General features: G+C 44.4%; 15 protein-coding genes. 5 read left to right on the forward strand and 10 right to left on the reverse strand.

The window, feature by feature from the left end; all coding sequences use genetic code 11:
* Positions 1–197 (forward strand): PepSY-like domain-containing protein (locus tag B5F91_RS01995; RefSeq protein WP_204244654.1); only part of this gene is annotated, 197 nt, incomplete at its 5' end.
* Positions 198–306: 109 nt separating this feature from the next.
* On the opposite strand, the gene rfbC is transcribed toward B5F91_RS01995, so the two are convergent.
* Both rfbC and rfbA read right to left on the reverse strand, forming a co-directional pair.
* Complete coding sequence (gene rfbC / locus B5F91_RS02000; RefSeq protein WP_087427447.1) at positions 307–879, reverse strand: dTDP-4-dehydrorhamnose 3,5-epimerase; 573 nt, start codon at positions 877–879, stop codon at positions 307–309.
* Between the two features lie 36 nt (positions 880–915).
* Entirely contained in the window at positions 916–1,821 is a 906-nt protein-coding gene (gene rfbA / locus B5F91_RS02005) for a glucose-1-phosphate thymidylyltransferase RfbA (protein ID WP_087427448.1), read from the reverse strand.
* A gap of 117 nt (positions 1,822–1,938) precedes the next feature.
* On the opposite strand from rfbA, the gene B5F91_RS02010 reads away from it, so the two are divergent.
* Together B5F91_RS02010 and B5F91_RS02015 are read left to right on the forward strand one after the other, a co-directional pair.
* Positions 1,939–2,289: a hypothetical protein gene (locus B5F91_RS02010; RefSeq protein ID WP_087427639.1), complete on the forward strand. Its 351-nt coding sequence runs from the start codon at positions 1,939–1,941 to the stop codon at positions 2,287–2,289.
* Between the two features lie 81 nt (positions 2,290–2,370).
* Entirely contained in the window at positions 2,371–3,495 is a 1,125-nt protein-coding gene (locus B5F91_RS02015; RefSeq protein WP_087427449.1) for a glutathionylspermidine synthase family protein, read from the forward strand.
* A gap of 89 nt (positions 3,496–3,584) precedes the next feature.
* Here B5F91_RS02015 and B5F91_RS02020 read toward each other — a convergent pair whose 3' ends face one another.
* From B5F91_RS02020 to B5F91_RS02030, 3 genes are all read right to left on the reverse strand, one after another.
* On the reverse strand, positions 3,585–4,364 hold the full coding sequence (locus B5F91_RS02020; protein WP_087427450.1) for a DnaJ domain-containing protein: 780 nt from the start codon (positions 4,362–4,364) through the stop codon (positions 3,585–3,587).
* A 97-nt stretch (positions 4,365–4,461) separates the two neighbouring features.
* Positions 4,462–5,916, reverse strand: a complete 1,455-nt coding sequence (locus B5F91_RS02025; protein ID WP_087427451.1) for a DUF4270 domain-containing protein — start codon at positions 5,914–5,916, stop codon at positions 4,462–4,464.
* Positions 5,917–5,946: 30 nt separating this feature from the next.
* Positions 5,947–6,768 carry a glycogen/starch synthase gene (locus B5F91_RS02030; RefSeq protein WP_087427452.1) on the reverse strand — a complete coding sequence of 274 codons (822 nt, stop codon included), beginning with the start codon at positions 6,766–6,768 and terminating at the stop codon, positions 5,947–5,949.
* 202 nt (positions 6,769–6,970) lie between these two features.
* Here B5F91_RS02030 and panC point away from each other — a divergent pair, with 202 nt between their 5' ends.
* Both panC and panD read left to right on the forward strand, forming a co-directional pair.
* Positions 6,971–7,816 (forward strand): pantoate--beta-alanine ligase, encoded by an 846-nt coding sequence (gene panC / locus B5F91_RS02035; RefSeq protein WP_087427453.1) that lies wholly within the window; start codon positions 6,971–6,973, stop codon positions 7,814–7,816.
* Positions 7,817–7,823: 7 nt separating this feature from the next.
* Entirely contained in the window at positions 7,824–8,174 is a 351-nt protein-coding gene (gene panD / locus B5F91_RS02040; protein WP_087427454.1) for an aspartate 1-decarboxylase, read from the forward strand.
* Between the two features lie 140 nt (positions 8,175–8,314).
* On the opposite strand, the gene B5F91_RS02045 is transcribed toward panD, so the two are convergent.
* From B5F91_RS02045 to B5F91_RS02065, 5 genes are all read right to left on the reverse strand, one after another.
* The gene (locus B5F91_RS02045; protein ID WP_087427640.1) at positions 8,315–10,312 is read right to left on the reverse strand and encodes a fructose-1,6-bisphosphatase; all 1,998 of its coding nucleotides are present in this window, start codon (positions 10,310–10,312) and stop codon (positions 8,315–8,317) included.
* A 24-nt stretch (positions 10,313–10,336) separates the two neighbouring features.
* A complete protein-coding gene (locus B5F91_RS02050) occupies positions 10,337–11,998 on the reverse strand; it encodes a putative transporter (protein ID WP_087427455.1) in 1,662 nt (553 codons plus the stop codon).
* Between the two features lie 103 nt (positions 11,999–12,101).
* Positions 12,102–14,291 carry a glutamine synthetase III gene (locus B5F91_RS02055; protein WP_087427456.1) on the reverse strand — a complete coding sequence of 730 codons (2,190 nt, stop codon included), beginning with the start codon at positions 14,289–14,291 and terminating at the stop codon, positions 12,102–12,104.
* 49 nt (positions 14,292–14,340) lie between these two features.
* Positions 14,341–15,570, reverse strand: coding sequence for an LL-diaminopimelate aminotransferase (locus B5F91_RS02060; protein ID WP_087427457.1), 1,230 nt, complete (start codon positions 15,568–15,570; stop codon positions 14,341–14,343).
* A 199-nt stretch (positions 15,571–15,769) separates the two neighbouring features.
* The gene (locus B5F91_RS02065; RefSeq protein WP_087427458.1) at positions 15,770–17,365 is read right to left on the reverse strand and encodes a hypothetical protein; all 1,596 of its coding nucleotides are present in this window, start codon (positions 17,363–17,365) and stop codon (positions 15,770–15,772) included.
* Position 17,366: the final 1 nt, after the last annotated feature.

The following is a 17,366-nucleotide window of genomic DNA, read 5'->3' on the forward strand; positions in this document are numbered from 1 at the left end:
GTTGCCGCCGCATGACGGTGCCGCAAGCCGTAGTTCCCGTTAAGATTCAGGAGTTTGTAAAGAGCAATTATCCCGAAGCTAAGGTGCTGAAAATCGAGAAAGACCGCTACGAATACGAAGTAAAGCTCTCCAATTTTTGGGAATTGACTTTCGATCTGAACTTCAACCTCATTGATATGGATAATGACAACGATTAATAGAAGAATCTTTGAAATGAAGAATTAAGAATGAAGAATGCCGGAGGGGAATTCTTCATTCTTAATAATATTCGGCAGATAGCATAAAAACAATGCTTATTTTCAAATCTCAATCATACAGCTTTTCTGTGTAGTCGAACAAATCTGTGGCATCTTTCAGGAAAGGGTGATGTTTGTCTTTTTCCGAAAGAATTATTTTGTCTTTCGGTATGCGCCAGTCAATATGCAGGTCAGGATCGTTCCATGCGATAGCTCCTTCACTTTGAGGAGCGTAGAAGTTGTCACATTTGTACTGGAAGATGACTTCGGGAGTGAGTACGCTGAATCCGTGGGCGAAGCCTCGTGGAATGAAGAACTGGCGGTGATTGTCCTCGGTGAGTTCTACGGCTATGTGTTGTCCGAAGGTGGGCGAACCTTTACGGATGTCTACGGCTACATCGAGCACGGCACCTTTAATTACTCTCACTAGTTTACTTTGAGCGTAGGGGGGCTTTTGGAAATGCAGACCGCGTAATACACCGTAAGATGACTTACTCTCGTTGTCTTGTACGAAGTGTATGGTACGCACTTGGGTGTTGAAATCCCTTTCTGAAAATGATTCGAAGAAATATCCCCGTTCGTCTTTAAAGAGGCGTGGTTCAATGATAACTACGCCTTCTATTTCTGTTTTAATTATGTTCATCCTTTAATTAGTTGATAGTTCTTTAGTTGATAATGGTTAGTCTAAGTTCTTTTCTCCTGTTCGTTCTATTTCGTCAATGACTTTGAGCAAATATTGCCCGTAGGGGTTTTTGAGCATGGGTTGTGCCAACTGGCGCATCTTTTCAGGGGTAATCCAGCCTTGGCGGAGGGCAATTCCTTCGAGGCATGCCACTTTCAGCCCTTGTCGTTTTTCGATGACTTCGATGTAGGTAGAGGCTTCGGCAAGTGAATCATGCGTGCCGGTATCGAGCCATGCGAATCCACGTCCTAAGGTTTGCACTTTCAATTCACCTGAGGCGAGGAAAGTTTGGTTGACGGTGGTGATTTCCAGTTCACCGCGTGCTGAGGGCTTGATGTGCTTGGCTATGTCTACTACCTTATTAGGGTAGAAATAGAGTCCGGTGACGGCATAATTGGACTTAGGGTGCTCAGGCTTTTCTTCGATGCTTAGGCAGTTTCCTTCTTTATCGAATTCCGCTACACCATAACGTTCGGGGTCGCTCACCCAGTATCCGAATACAGTAGCTTTGCCTTCTTCTTCAGCGGTGCGCACAGCTTCTTGCAGAAGGTGTGTAAATCCGTTCCCGTGGAAAATGTTATCACCCAATACGAGACAGGCGCAATCGTTTCCGATGAACTTTTCTCCAATAATGAAGGCTTGTGCCAGTCCATCGGGCGAGGGTTGTTCAGCGTATGTGAATCGTACGCCGAAATCGCTTCCGTCTCCCAGCAGGCGGCGGAATCCCGGAAGATCATACGGTGTAGAGATTATCATTATATCACGTATACCCGCAAGCATCAAGGTTGAAATGGGGTAGTAAACCATTGGTTTGTCGAAAATGGGCAACAATTGTTTCGATACTCCTTTTGTAATAGGGTAGAGGCGTGTGCCCGAACCGCCGGCTAAAACTATACCTTTCATGTTGTGTATATTTTGATTAGATGTTGCAAAGTAAATCTTTTTTTGTATATCGGCAAAGATTTCTTTCAATTAAAAAGATTATATTTGTGGCGTAAACTTAAAATGAGAAGCAAGAATATGAAGAAAAGGCATTATCTGGTGGCTGCTATGTGTTTGATGACGCTTGCCAGTTGTACGCAAAAGACGGAATTGCCCGAAAATCCGAAAGATAAAGAAGAATATCGTGATAGTCAAGGGAATAGTTGGATTTATAACGCCATGCTGATGCGCTGGGCATTGATGCCTTCGGCGATGAACGGGCTTTCTACGACTCACTATTATTATCCGAATACAGGCTCATGGACGGATGCCAATGGTACGCGGGTAAATGCGCCTTCGGGAGTGAAGGTCAGCCCGTCGGGAACAAGTAAATCGAAATCGAGCGGACATGTGTTTGGTACAACGCGGCGGTCATCGGGTATTAGTTAATAATTAATAGTTAGTAATTAATAACGATTTAATGATTGTAGTATTATTCATTATTCTCTATTCACTATTAACTATTTTCGTATGGAAAGAAAACTTGTTTCCCCGCGTTGGGACTATAAAGATAAGATAGAGGCTTTAGGCTTTGATTTTCATGGAGATTATTGGCGTGAGGAAGCCTATTACCGCTTTACGGCGGAAGAAGTCGAGCGGCTGGAAAAAGCGACAGCAGAGGCTTACCGCATGTATTGTGAGGCAGCGGGGCATATCATCGAACGGAATCCGGAATGGATGGAACGCTTTTTGGGACTTCCATTTGAAGTTTGCCAGAGAATCCGGGAATCGTGGGATGCGGACGAACTGAGTTTATACGGGCGTTTCGATTTCATGTTAGACGAAAACGGTGTGCCTCGCATTTTGGAATTCAATGCCGATACGCCTACATCGTTGTTGGAAGCATCGGTAATCCAATGGCAATGGAAGGAAGATGTATTCCCGGAGCTTGACCAGTATAACGGTATCCATGAAGGTTTGGTTCAGTCGTGGAAGGACATGATTCCGGCAGGAAGTAATGTGCATTTTGCCGGTGTGTTGGAGAATCATGAAGATACGGGGACATTGCAATATTTGGCAAGTACGGCTATGGAAGCCGGATATTCGACCCGTGTGTTGGATATGAACGACATGAATTTGCAGGACGGATGTTTTTACGATCCGAGCGGTGAGCGGGTGGAACATTGCTTCAAGTTGTATCCTTGGGAATGGATGGTAGACGAAAGTCCGGACGGATGTTTGGCTTCGGTGGCTTGGATAGAGCCGATATGGAAGTTAGTGATGTCGAACAAAGCTATTTTAGCTACGTTGTTCGAGTTATATCCCGATTCTCCCTATGTGTTGCCTTGTTTCTTGTCGCGTCCCGAGTCAGGAGTGTATTGCAAGAAGCCGGTATTTGCCCGCGAAGGGCACAACGTAAGTGTGGTGGATATTCGTAATTGGGAAGAACGTCCGCTGATACGTGAGACGGAAGGTGATTATAATACAGGTGCATACGTCTATCAGAAGTATGTGAAGCCTACGGTATATGGTGGACGTTATCCGATTATCGGTTCGTGGATAGTAGGAGGGGAGCCTGCAGGTATCGGCATCCGTGAGAACCGTACTGAAATTACCGATAATCTATCAGAATTTGTGCCGCACGTGATTAGTTAATAGTTAAAAATTAATAGTTAATAACGGAAGCTAACCTCTAAAGGCAATACCTACGTTATTAACTATTAATTTTTAACTATTAACTATCGTCATTTCATTCCTCTTGCCTTGTAGATGCGTTCTTTTGCGTTGTTGATGTTTTGGAATTTCTCTTCGGCAGCTTTACGTATGTCTTCTCCTAATGTCGCTACCCGGTCGGGGTGATGCTTTAGGGCAAGACGGCGGTAAGCGGCACGCACTTCTTCGTCAGTGGCTGACGGGTCGATTTCCAGTACTTTATAGGCATCGGCAAGCGAATCTCCTCCGAGATTCAGCATGGATTCCACTTCTTTTTCGGAGAGCTGCATGGCTTGTGCCACTTCTTTCAGGGCTTCTATCTCTTGCTGACATACGTGCCCGTCGCTTTGAGAGATTTTGACCAGGAAATCCAAAAGTTGCAAGCGTTCGCCATACGAGAGGTTGGCAGCGATTTGTGCGCCGCATTCGTGGATGGTATTACGAAAAGCGTAAGGATTGGAAGCGTCCATGCGCTTTTGTTCTTCGAACAGATTTAATAAGATTTGTTGCCCTTCGTTTACTGCATCTTCTCCGAAATTCGCACGGAGGAAACGGCGTACGAATTCCATTTCGCTATGCATGATTCTTCCATCGGCGCGAATGATATACGAAGCCATGACGAGCATAGAGAAGAGGAAGCTATTGCGGTGTCCGGCATTGGTGTATGCCGTGTCTTGTCCTCCTTCCTCGAACTCCGCTTGTGCATCGTTTGCTTTATCAAATAAGGAACCTATAGCATAACCAGCCAAAGCTCCCAACGGTCCCATGGTCATAAAGCCCATTATTCCGCCAATCCATTTCCCTAGTTTCATAATCTTTTATTAATTGAAAAAAATGAGAATTGAAAGTTGAAAATAGCAATACCGTGTGGTTGATTTTCAACTTTCAATTCTCATTTTTAAATTTTACTTACTCTTGCTTGGGTTGTGTATAAATGACATCCATGTGTATCTTTCCGCTCTCGTCGGTAGATTCGTTGAGGTCTTGTCCTCCTACCAGCATAGCGGAGTTGACACTTAAGTCGTTTCCTACTCCGATAATATTTCCTTGCGAGTCCGTTTCGGTAGTTACCGGAACGAGCAGCACTTTATTCCAGTTCGGATGTTCTGCTTTCCATTGTTCCCATTCCGCTTCGCCTTTCTCTATTTCCGGACGGATTTCGCTGAATATAGCCGCAATCAAACGGTTAAGTCTTGAGAAAGCATACGAGTTGGTTGAACTATTGTATGACGAAAGGAATGAGGTGCGTTCATTGTATACTTCATTGTTTTCAAAAAAGCTTTTCATGTTGTCCGCCCGAACCATTAACAAGTTAGCTGGAGTTCCCATTTTATACGGGCTGGTGCTTGGGTCTCTCATCTTTTGGAACGAGAGTGAAATGGAGTTTAATGTATCTGTCCGGTGTTCTTCGTACATTTCTTCGATAGGAAGTGTCACTTTGGTGCAAAGCCCGGCAGGAGTTTTTAGATATGTACATGTACGGTCCTTCATCAGTTCTTTCAGACCTGCGTTTTGGAAGCGGGTAGACATGAAGACTTCTTTGGTTGCGGTCATGGGGATGACTGCACTAAGCAAAGAGTCGGCAGTATCCGCTTCATTGCGTCCCATATAAGATACGGTGAGGTGCAAGTAGATGTCTGAGAGATATAGGATAGAGCCTTCACCATTCGTTACATGTACATAAAATCCTTTCAGCACATTATTAATAAAAGCCTCAGAATCTTTGAAGTTCGGATGGATTGTTGTTCCGTTTTCTATAGCTGTCACATCGTATTTGCTCTTAAAGTTATTGCAGAAAGCTTCCCCCAATTCAATAGATACATGCGGGTAATAATCGCTTGTTTGGTGTATGGAGTCGCTTTCAGTCCGGTCGTATGCAGTATAATCTTTTGTAGCTAAAGGCGGATTTTGCGGGTTGTAATAGCGTGTTGGGTCTAAGTTTGTGTAATATAAGTTTTTGTCCGTCCCATTGTCTTGAATGGGAACGGTCAATGTATCGACCTGTACCCGTAGTGTTGCTAATGAATCGCCGAAATAGCTTGTGTAATATAATCCTAATGTCGCATTGTCAATGCTTTGCAAACGGTCGGGAAGTTGGAAACTTTCGGGACAATTGATTTGCACCAAGAAGTCGGAAGTGAAAGTCCCGTAGTCTTCATCTGTAAATTTGCCTAAATAGGCTGTGCTGGAACGTGAATATACCGAATCAAGCAGAAAAGACTCGGTTTCTACCGTGTACGAATCGGATTTAGCTTGAATAAAATCTTCATTCACGATAAATTGTCCGATACCCGTTGTTTCATCGTCACAGCTATAGAGTGTAGCGGCAATACATCCCAATGCCGCCAAGAACTTGAATTTCATTTTCGTTTGATTAATTGTTATATTTTCGTGTTATTCAGCCTCTTCCCATATTTTGTCGTAGAGAGTATTGCAAGCCTCCGCATATTCATTTTCATCAGCTTGATAGTCTACAACAGGAATGTTCAGGCTACGTGCGTAGTCCATAATTGCTGGATTTACTTTTTCGCTATTTTGGATAACTCCGTCTGAATAAGTGATTGCCAGTTTGCACAATTCTTCGTAGTTGACAGGATTCTGAATCATGCTTACATCGTCCGGAGTGATTTCTCTGTATATTAATTGTTTGGTGAAGTCTGGTGTCAGATTCGATTTAAATCCGTCTTCATATACAGAGAATATTACTTTTGAATCCCGGAAAGAAGGTTCGTCGTAATATGCTTTCTTTATAAAAAGAGGCACTACGGCACTCATCCAGCCATGGCAATGGATAATATCCGGACACCAACGAAGTTTCTTTACTGTTTCCAATACGCCTCGGGCATAGAAAATAGCACGTTCGCCATTATCTTCATACTCTTTTCCGTCTTCATCGGCTTCCATTAAGCGGTGTTGGAAATAATCATCGTTGTCGATAAAATAAACTTGCCGGCGTGCAGCCTGAATAGACGCTACCTTTATAATTAAAGGATGGTCTGTATCATCAATGATGATATTCATTCCCGATAAACGGATGACTTCATGCAACTGGTTACGCCGTTCATTTACATTTCCCCATTTGGGCATGAAAGTACGGATTTCCCGTCCTTTGTCCTGGATAGCCTGAGGCAGGTTTTGCCCAATTAACGATAGTTCACTTTCGGGTACGTAAGGAGTAATTTCTTGTGTAATGAATAAAACTTTCTTTGCGCTCATGTTTTTACTATTGCTCATATAAAGATGTGCAAAGATACAAAAAAAACAGACGTCACCTTTAATTTATAAGTGTTATTTACCTTATAGTTTGTTAATGTATGGGTTATACGTGCATTTTTTCGCAATCTGTTTCGTTATCTGCCAAAAATGTGGTTACTTTGCACCCGATTTTTGAAAAGCATTGCGTTTAATTATCAAAAAAATGGAATTAATTCAAACTATTCGGGAACTTCGTTCGAAGCTGGATTTGCTTCGCAAAGAAGGGAAAACCATTGGGCTGGTTCCCACTATGGGGGCTTTGCATGCCGGTCACGCTTCGTTGGTGAAACGCGCCGTCGCTGAGAATGATGTAGTGGTGGTAAGCGATTTTGTTAATCCCACCCAGTTTAATGATAAGAATGATTTGGCTAAATATCCGCGTACTTTGGATGCCGATTGCCAATTGTTGGAATCGTGTGGAGTGACATTCGTATTTGCTCCCTCGGTAGAAGAGATTTATCCGGAACCGGATATGCGTACATTCAGCTATGCACCGCTGGATACTGTAATGGAGGGTAAATACCGTCCGGGGCATTTCAATGGGGTATGTCAGATTGTGAGTAAATTGTTCTTGATTGTAGAACCTACGCGTGCTTATTTTGGAGAAAAAGATTTCCAGCAACTTGCTATTATCCGTGAAATGGTTCGGAAATATCCGTTCGACTTGCAGATTGTGGGTTGCCCCATTGTGCGTGAAGCCGATGGTTTGGCATTGAGCAGCCGGAATGCACGGCTTAGCCAAGAGCAACGGCAACAGGCTTTGCAAATATCCAAGACGTTATTTGCCAGTGTAGATTATGCTAAGACACATACATTGGCTGATACTAAGGCTTTTGTAGAAAAATGTATTGACGATGCGGAAGGCTTGCGCTTGGAATATTTTGAAATCGTGGACGGAAATACGTTACAGACCGTACATGCGTGGGAAGAAAGCGATTATATTGTAGGATGTATTACCGTATTTTGTGGAGAAGTCCGTTTGATTGATAACATTAAATATAAGGAGTGATAGCGGGATGATGATACAAGTGTTGAAATCAAAAATACATTGCGTGACGGTGACCGAAGCAAACTTGAATTATATGGGTAGCATTACGGTAGACGAGGATTTGTTGGATGCTGCCAATATGATAGCAGGAGAGAAAGTCCAGATTGTGGATAACAATAATGGCGAGCGTTTCGAAACCTATATAATAAAAGGAGAACGCGGTTCGGGATGTATTTGCTTGAACGGTGCTGCTGCACGCAAAGTGCAAGTAGGGGACGTGGTTATCATTATGTCGTATGCTTTGATGGATTTTGAAGAAGCCAAACAATTCAAGCCTTCGGTTATTTTCCCTGATACGCTTACGAACAAACTCGCGTGAGAAGTTAAATACAGATAAAAATGCATACGGGTTAGAAAGCTGATGAAGCTAGCTTCGTCAGCTTTCTAACCCGTATGCATTGGACAATGAAGCAGGGTTCGTTTAAAGACCAACTATAATTGCTTTCTGTTTCAATTGTTCTAGTCCGCTTTTTCCTTGATAAGTCCGGTGCGGTATCCTAGCAAAAGTTTCTTTAAATCTTCTATTTGGACTGCCAATTCCTTTCCTTTATCGGTGTCTTTCACCATCATGCGTTTGGCACTCATTTCTACGATTTGGGTGGTTGATTTAATGTCAAGTCCTTCTTCTATGGCACGTTGGGTTGATGTAAACGGTTCGTGTTGCACTAATTGGAATCCGCGTGAATGGTAAACCAATGTATAGCCCGCAATGCCTGTTTCGGGTTGGTAGGCTTTCGAGAAACCTCCGTCTATCACCATTAATTTCCCGTTTGCCTTAATCGGCTTTTCACCTTTTCCGGCTTTTACGGGTACATGTCCGTTGATGATATGCCGGTGTTCGCCTTCTACGCCGAATTCATCCAAAATCATGTCGCAGATATCTTCCCGGTCGCGGAGTTGGTAATAATATCCTTTTGTTTCTACATGTGTTTCTTTATCGCTTACAAAATAACGTTCGAAAGTCGCCATTTTGTTCTTATCGAAAGCAGGCGAGTCTTTTCCGCACCATAAATACCACATATAGTCTAAGGCAAATGCTTTTTCTTCGCTATTGCTGTCATCGAAATAGGCAGTACGAATCAACTGACCTACCCGTTTCAATAAGGATTGTCCTTTGTATTTCTTGCCTAAGATGTCTATCTCTTTCAACGTACCGTCTGCATTGAGCGGCATGGAAGCGTGGAACAACAGGTTCGAGTTGCATACATTGTACATGCATCCGTAGCGGAACAGGCATTTCATGTGTTTGCGCAATTTTTCGCTTCTGATGAATGAATTGTGCAGTTTTTGTATGATGTCTTCTTCTTCTTCGCTTAGGCGGTACGGGTCTTTCGGGTCTACAGTAGGGAAGAAACTGTCGCGTAACGGATATTCTTTTCCGTCTATCAGAACCGTATGTTTTTCGAAATCAATGCGGTGTAACAGCATCCGGTCTTCCATATTGAATTCAGGTCTGCGGCGGATGATTTCGGCTTCCAGCTTGAACTGAATGATGCTGATAGCTTTGTGCATTTGAGCAATGAGGCGGATGGTTTTCTGATTATCCGTATTTGTGGTTTCGTCGATACGTGGACCGAAGAGCGTGCAAGGGTCGTTGGCGTATGTCTCCATGGCAAACGTAGCGAGTGGCAAAAGATTGATGCCATATCCGTCTTCCAATACGGAAAGGTTTCCGTAACGCATTGCCAAGCGCAATACATTTGCTATGCTGCAATTGTTTCCCGAAGCCGCTCCCATCCAGAGAATGTCATGATTTCCCCATTGGATATCAAACTTATGATAATCGCATAAGGTATCCATAATGATGTGCGGGCCGGGGCCACGGTCGAAAATATCACCCAAGATATGGAGGGTGTCGATTGTCAGCCGTTGTATAAGATTGCATAAGGCTACAATGAAATCATCGGCACGGTGGGTTTCGATGATAGTACTGATAATCACATTGATGTATGCTTGCTTATTGGGGTCTATGCTGCTTTCATGAAGCAATTCTTGAATGATATACGAAAATTCTTCCGGCAAGGCTTTCCGTACTTTAGAACGGGTATATTTCGAAGAAACGTTTTGGCATACCTTTACCAATTGGTTCAGGGTAATGACATACCAGTCTTCCAGTTCGGTTTCTTTTTCCTTCACCAGTTGCAGCTTTTGTTCGGGATAGTAAATCAGGGTGCAAAGCTCTTTCTTTTCCGCTTCGCGCAAGGTATTGCCGAATATTTCGTTTACCTTCCGTTTTATGGCTCCCGAAGCGTTGCGCAATACGTGCTGGAAAGCTTCATACTCCCCATGGAGGTCTGCAAGGAAATGTTCGGTGCCTTTAGGCAGGTTCAAAATTGCTTTCAAGTTAATGATTTCGGTACTGGCTGCGGCTATGGTCGGAAAGTTATGCGAAAGCAATTCAAGGTAACGCATGTCTTCCTGAATTATTTCCGGAGTGATTTGGTTGTAAGGGTTCATGGTCATTATTAGGTTAAAATGGTTTTACAAAAACAACATCAGTATCAGTTGGGCAATAATTACGCGGGTAAACATGCCCAACGGATATACGGTAGCATAACTCACGGCTGGATTGTCATTCGGGATGATGTCATTGGCATAATTCAATGCCATTGGGTTCGCCATGCTTCCGCAAAGCATTCCGCAGGTATTGCCAAAGTCAAGGTGATAACATCTCAAAGCAACAAGTGCCATGATGACTACGGGTACAAAGGTAATAATAAATCCGATACCAATCCACAATGCACCCTCTGGACGCATCACAGTTTCGAAAAAATGTGCGCCTGCATCCAATCCCAGACAAGCCAAATATAAGGATAATCCAATGCCGCGAAGCATCAGGCTGGCGCTTCGGGTGGTATAAGTCAGCATGTGGAACCGGGGACCGTATGAGCCTATCAAGATTCCGGCAATGATAGGGCCTCCTGCCAATCCTAATTTGACGGGAGAGGAGATGCCCGGAATGGCGATAGGAATAGAGCCTACTATCAATCCTAATACGATGCCTATAAAGATAGATGCCAAGTTCGGGTCTTTCAATGTTTTTACCGTATTGCCTAATACTTTTTCTACATTTTTGATAGCGGCGGCTTCACCTACTACGGTCAGGCGGTCGCCTAATTGAAGTACTAATTCAGGGGTAGCCAATAGTTGTACTCCGCTTCGCAATACCCGGCTGATGTTGATGCCATAAATGTTGCGCAGGCGGAGCGAGCCTAATTTCTTCCCGTTTATTTCGGGGCGGGAGATAACGATGTGTTTCGAAATAAGCTGACTATCAATGGCATTCCAATCAATATCTTCCTTGTTCCAGTCTTTCTGTTCTTGTTCGCCGAACAGGATAGTAAGTGCAGCCACGTCTTTTTCGGTGGTTACTGCCAATAGCCGGTCGTTTTCTTTCAGCATCGTATCAGATGTAGGGATAGATACCTGTCCGTTTCTCCAAAGTCTGGATATCACGAATTTGCTATATCCCATGTGGACTAATTCGTGAATGGTTTTGCCGAAAATGGCAGGGTTATGTACTTGGAAAGTGGCTATATAGGTATGATTCGGGTCGTCATGCGGATGTTCTTCCATATCGCTGGGACGCACAAAAAGCTTTTTGACCACAATAATGGCTAAAATGACCCCTACAACGCCTAAAGGATAAGTGACGGCACAACTCAATGCGGCTCCGCTCGTCGGTTCTCCCAATTGTTTTAAGGTTTGTTGTGCGGCACCTAAAGCGGGAGTATTGGTTGTGGCTCCACAAAGAATCCCTACCATATCCGACATCGAGATAGGAGTGATAGTGGTTAAAGCAACCGCCATAACCGTTCCTAATGCAATGACACCCAGCCCTAACAAATTTAGCTGATATCCTCCTTGCCGGAGCGAACTGAAGAATCCGGGACCGACTTGCAATCCCAAGGCATAAACAAATAATACCAATCCGAAACTTTCGGCATAATTCAGCATTTGCGGGTCAATGGCAAAACCAAGATGTCCGGCAAAGATACCCATAAAGAATACGAATGTCACACCCAGCGAGATACCGCAGACATGTATTTTCCCCAATGCAAGTCCCGTAGAGATAATCAGGGAAATGATGATGACCGCCTGTAGGGCGGTTTGCTCAAAAAACAAATTATATAACCATTCCATTTGGTTTATTCTTTTATTGAACACAGAGACACAAAGCCTCAGAGTTTAATATTAGTACTAAAAGCTCTGTGTCTCCGTGTCTCTGTGTTCAATCGATAACTAATTATCTTACAAACAACAATTCGCGGTATTTCGGAAGTGTCCACATTTGGTCGTCCACAATCAGTTCCAGCTTATCAATGTGGTAGCGGATTTGTTCCAACATGGGGGCAATCGTGTCGTGGTAAGCAATGGCTTTCTCACGTTGGTCTTCGATTTTGTTTGCTACTTTACGGGCTTCCACCATGGCATCCACATGCTCTTTGATGTAGCCTGTGTGTTCGGCTATCTGCTTGATGATAGCGATGTTTTCGGCAGACAAAGTTTTGGCTTCATCGGCATCGAACAACGATTTCATCTTGTAGGCATTGTCTATCAGTTTGGTTTGGTATTCAATGGCTACCGGTACCACGTGGTTCATCACTAAGTCTCCCAATACACGTGCTTCAATCTGGATTTTCTTCGTGTACATTTCCCATTTCACTTCGTTGCGGGCTTCCAGTTCCTTGCGGTTCATGACACCGGTTGATTCAAACATACGGATTGTGTCCGGTTTCAGGTAATTATCGAAAATCAACGGGCAGCTGGTTTCACAATCCAGTCCACGGCGTGCGGCTTCTTCTTTCCATTCCTCGCTATAGCCGTTCCCGTCGAAGCGGATAGGCTTGCATTCTTTGATGTATCGGCGGACCACTTCAATGATAGCAGAGATTTTCGGCTCTCCTTGTTCTATCAAATTGTCTACATCTTTCTTGAATTGAATTAACTGCTCGGCTACAGCAGTATTCAGGGCTATCATCGCGCTTGCGCAATTGGCTTCAGAGCCTGGCGCACGGAATTCGAAACGGTTTCCGGTGAAAGCAAAAGGCGATGTGCGGTTCCGGTCGGTATTGTCTATCAGCAATTCAGGGATTTGAGGTATATCCAAGCGCATGCTTTGTTTGTCTCCCAACGCTATCAAATCGCTATTGGTGCTTTCTTCCAAGTGGTCGAGCACCTTGCTGAGTTGCGTACCCAAGAAAGAAGAAATAATGGCTGGAGGCGCTTCGTGTGCTCCTAGACGATGGGCGTTGGTTGCACTCATAATCGATGCTTTCAACAATCCGTTATGATGATATACAGCCATTAAAGTGTTGACGATAAATGTAATAAAGCGCAGGTTTTCTTCCGGAGTCTTTCCCGGTCCCATGAGCAGAATGCCGTTGTCTGTACCCAATGACCAGTTGTTGTGCTTGCCCGAACCGTTGATGCCCTTAAAAGGCTTTTCGTGGAGCAAGACGCGGAAACCATGATTGCGTGCCACTTTACGCATCAATGACATAATCAACATGTTATGGTCTACGGCAAGATTGCATTCTTCATAAATAGGCGCCAATTCAAATTGGTTGGGAGCCACTTCGTTATGGCGGGTCTTTACGGGAATGCCCAATTCCAATGCTTGAATTTCCAAGTCTTTCATGAAGGCGGCTACACGGGGAGGTATGGCTCCGAAGTAGTGGTCTTCTAATTGTTGGTTCTTAGAAGCCTCGTGTCCCATCAGGGTACGTCCCGTAAGCAAAAGGTCAGGACGGGCTGCATACAAGCCTTCGTCTACGAGGAAATATTCTTGTTCCCAACCTAAATATGCGATAACCTTTTTTACGGAAGGGTCGAAATAGTGTACAACGTCGAGTGCCGATTTAGTCACGGCTTGGATGGATTTCAATAGCGGAGCCTTATAGTCCAGCGATTCTCCGGTATAGGCGATGAATACTGTAGGGATGCACAACGTATCGTCTACGATGAATACCGGAGAAGAAGGGTCCCATGCACTGTATCCACGTGCTTCAAACGTGTTGCGTACCCCACCGTTCGGGAAAGAAGAACCGTCGGCTTCCTGTTGTACGAGCAATTTTCCAGAAAATTCTTCCAGCATTCCTCCTTTGCCGTCGTGTTCCACAAAAGCGTCGTGCTTCTCTGCTGTACCTTCAGTCAAGGGTTGGAACCAGTGGGTATAATGGGTTACGCCCATTTCTATTGCCCATTTTTTCATGCCCGCAGCCACTTCGTCGGCAATGCTCCGGTCGAGTGCCGCACCGTTATCAATGACATCTACCAGTTTGGCATATACCTTGCTGGGCAGGTATTTGAACATCTTTTCACGGTTGAATACATATTTCCCGAAGTATTCACTGGGACGTTCCGAAGGGGGGATTACCTCTACTGGCTTTTTATGAAAAGCTTTCTCTACTACTCTGAATCTTAACTTAGACATAATTACCTTTGTTGTTTCTTATTATAATAGGTTGCGTTTTTTTCTTTTGTTACAAGCATTGGCATAAGCGTTGCATAGCTTCTTGAATGCGTTCTTTTTTCCCGAAAGCCGTGAGACGCAGATAACCTTCTCCGTTCGGTCCAAAGCCTACACCGGGAGTGGTTACTACTTGAGCTTCGTATAATAGCTTCTCGAAAAACTTCCACGAGGAAAGTCCGTTTGGAGCTTTTACCCATAAATAAGGCGCATCTTCACCTCCTGTTGCATTTAGTCCGATGCTAGTGAGTGCCCGCTTCATAATCCGGGCGTTATTCATATAATATTGGATATGGGCTTTCACCTGTTCTTTGCCTTCCGGTGTATAAATGGCTTCCGCTCCGCGTTGGGTAATGTAGGAAGTGCCGTTGAACTTCGTTTCCTGATGCCTTTTCCATAGCGGGGTAAGCGGAATGCGTTTCCCTGCCAATGTGCCTCCGGTCAGTTCGTTAGGAATAACGGTATAGCCGCATCTTACTCCTGTAAATCCAGCCGTTTTCGAGAAACTCCGAAATTCAATTGCTACTTTTTTAGCTCCTTTTATTTCGTAAATCGAATGCGGAATGTCCGGATGTTGGATATAGGCTTCGTATGCTCCGTCAAAGATGAGAAGCGTATCGTTCTCTAAAGCATAGTTAACCCATTTGCGCAATTCTGTTTTGCTTAATACGGTGCCCGTAGGGTTGTTGGGATAGCATAAATAGATGATATCTACACGTTGTTGGGGAAGCTGCGGAATGAAATTATTCTCCGGCAAGCAAGGCATATAGACCACATTGCTCCATTTTCCGTTTGCCTGTAGTTCGCCGGCACGTCCACACGATACGTTCGAATCAATATAAACAGGATAAATCGGGTCGGTTACTCCGATGCTGTTGTCATGGCGTAAGATGTCTCCGATATTCCCCGTATCACTTTTGCTTCCGTCACTCACAAAGATTTCGCTTGGCTCCAGATGCACACCGCGCGGGTTATAATCGTTTTTGATAATGGCGTCAATAAGGAAGGGATACCCTTCTTCCGGTCCATATCCATGGAAAGTATTTTCATGAGCCATTTCATCTACTGCACGGTGCATGGCTTCGATGCAGGCTTGAGGAAGCGGGAGGGTAACGTCTCCTGTACCTAAGCGGATTAAATCAGCTTTCGGATGGGTGACCTTGAACGAATTGACTTTCTTTTCCAAATCGGAGAAAAAGTAATTGTTCGGCAATTTCAGGAAATGTTCGTTAACCAATGCCATGTTGCGATGTTAGTTTTATGCGTTAGCCTGTTTTCGTGTGCAAAGGTATATAAAATCCATGAAATAACCGTCGAAATTTAATAGAATTGCATGAAGGAAGTAATTATATGTCGTTATAATTGAAATTTATTTAGCCGAGACCACACTTTCTCGAAATTTCTTACGACAAAGTGTGGTCGTTTGTTTTTCTTCTCTATTGTCATTCTTTTTTCTTGACACTAAAGGATTCGGCAACCATTTTTCTGATTTTCTGCCAACTCGGTATCTGTTTGAGCTCTCGCCGTATCGGTGCATCATACAGCAGGAACAGCAAGAAGAGGAAAATACAGGCGTAAGCAGCCCATCCGTAGATTTGCTTGACGCTGATTTCAGTCATCTGCGACATGAATGTTTCCATATAATGTGGTATATCTACCGACATTCTGCTTGCCGAAACATTGTCTATGGTCGCTCCATAACGTGCCACATTGTCGGGAAGAAAATACTTCAAGCCACGAGTGTAAATGGCAGCCCCAATCACACCACCCATGACCATGTGGAGCATTTGGAACACGGCAAGGGACTGGAAGAAATGCTGGAAGCTCATGATTTCTTCCGCGCAAGTCAGGAAAGTCACGCTCAACACGGCATACCCGAACCCACGGCAAGCCATAGGCAGACACAACTGGGAGATATGTATGTCGCCTGAAACCGTGAAATAGAATCCGAGCAGATAACATATCACTCCTGCCAGTCCAATGATAATCAGCCGCAGGTAGTTGAACCGTTTGATGTGCATCCACCAATAGGAAAACAGGCATCCCGCCAGACATCCGGCAAGCACAGGCCAATCCAACTGCACGCCGGTCATCGTGCCGTAGTGCATCACTCCCTCAAGGAATGTTTCTTCCAATACATGCTCGGTGGCAAGCAACATTTCCACCAAGGCGACCAGCACAAGTATCGGAGCCAGATAACGGTATGTCCACATCTTGGGTTCAAGGTACGGATGACGGATGGAAAACATACGCCCCAAGCAAAACACAAATGTAACGGCTGCGGAAATACTGACCATGCGAATCACGGGACTGTTCCACCAGTCGTAATAATCGCCATAGTTGAAGACGAACGTGATTTCCAAGGCGAGTGCCGCCCAAAGCACCGCTCCCAGCCAATCGATGCCAAACAAAGGAAACTTCTTGAACATACGGAAATGGCGTGTGCAGAGGGTCAGTATCAGCAAGTCAATCATCATGATGCCGCAGATAAACAATTGCATGTAATCCCAATGGTAATAATACATCAGATAAGTGGCCAGCAAATCGGACAATTGCATACTTCCTAAGATGATGATATGCAGCACGGGGAAGAACACGGTAAAGTCGCGTGTCGGACTCATCCAAAGTTGGATGTTGGACATGCACTCGAACGTGCCTTGTATCTTGCACATGCCTTCGATGAAGCATACCAGCCACAGCAACGGTAGGAAAGTGATATGCGGTGCAACCAGATTGCAGAGCAATACCCCGGTAGCTGCCCCACACAACAAGGTCTTGTTGGTGAAGCGGAATTTCATACGGAACAGCAAAGGAAAATAGATAGCCATCCCTGCCAAGTTTGCGTAGAGGCACATCAGCAGGTCTTCCCGCATCAGGGTCGTTTCCCCCATCATCTGGTTCAGCGTGCCCAAATAAAGCCCTCCGGAAAATTGGAAAGTAAAGGCGATGAACACATATATCCAAGGCCGTATCCGCTCAGGGACAAAACTCCTGAACATTGGCATGGAGAAAGGTATAGGTTGTGCAGTTCCGCTCATA

The sequence above is a fragment of the Bacteroides sp. An322 genome (assembly GCF_002161765.1).
Taxonomy (GTDB): Bacteria; Bacteroidota; Bacteroidia; order Bacteroidales; family Bacteroidaceae; genus Phocaeicola; species Phocaeicola merdavium.

Coding starts and splice junctions, on each gene's coding strand:
- rfbA (WP_087427448.1), bottom strand. CDS start 1,821: ATGAAAGGTATAGTTTTAGCCGGCGGTTCGGGCACACGCCTCTACCCT.
- B5F91_RS02010 (WP_087427639.1), top strand. CDS start 1,939: ATGAAGAAAAGGCATTATCTGGTGGCTGCTATGTGTTTGATGACGCTT.
- panC (WP_087427453.1), top strand. CDS start 6,971: ATGGAATTAATTCAAACTATTCGGGAACTTCGTTCGAAGCTGGATTTG.
- B5F91_RS02020 (WP_087427450.1), bottom strand. CDS start 4,364: ATGAAACTAGGGAAATGGATTGGCGGAATAATGGGCTTTATGACCATG.
- panD (WP_087427454.1), top strand. CDS start 7,824: ATGATGATACAAGTGTTGAAATCAAAAATACATTGCGTGACGGTGACC.
- B5F91_RS02065 (WP_087427458.1), bottom strand. CDS start 17,365: ATGAGCGGAACTGCACAACCTATACCTTTCTCCATGCCAATGTTCAGG.
- B5F91_RS02025 (WP_087427451.1), bottom strand. CDS start 5,916: ATGAAATTCAAGTTCTTGGCGGCATTGGGATGTATTGCCGCTACACTC.
- B5F91_RS02060 (WP_087427457.1), bottom strand. CDS start 15,570: ATGGCATTGGTTAACGAACATTTCCTGAAATTGCCGAACAATTACTTT.
- B5F91_RS02045 (WP_087427640.1), bottom strand. CDS start 10,312: ATGAACCCTTACAACCAAATCACTCCGGAAATAATTCAGGAAGACATG.
- B5F91_RS02055 (WP_087427456.1), bottom strand. CDS start 14,291: ATGTCTAAGTTAAGATTCAGAGTAGTAGAGAAAGCTTTTCATAAAAAG.
- B5F91_RS02015 (WP_087427449.1), top strand. CDS start 2,371: ATGGAAAGAAAACTTGTTTCCCCGCGTTGGGACTATAAAGATAAGATA.
- B5F91_RS02050 (WP_087427455.1), bottom strand. CDS start 11,998: ATGGAATGGTTATATAATTTGTTTTTTGAGCAAACCGCCCTACAGGCG.
- rfbC (WP_087427447.1), bottom strand. CDS start 879: ATGAACATAATTAAAACAGAAATAGAAGGCGTAGTTATCATTGAACCA.
- B5F91_RS02030 (WP_087427452.1), bottom strand. CDS start 6,768: ATGAGCGCAAAGAAAGTTTTATTCATTACACAAGAAATTACTCCTTAC.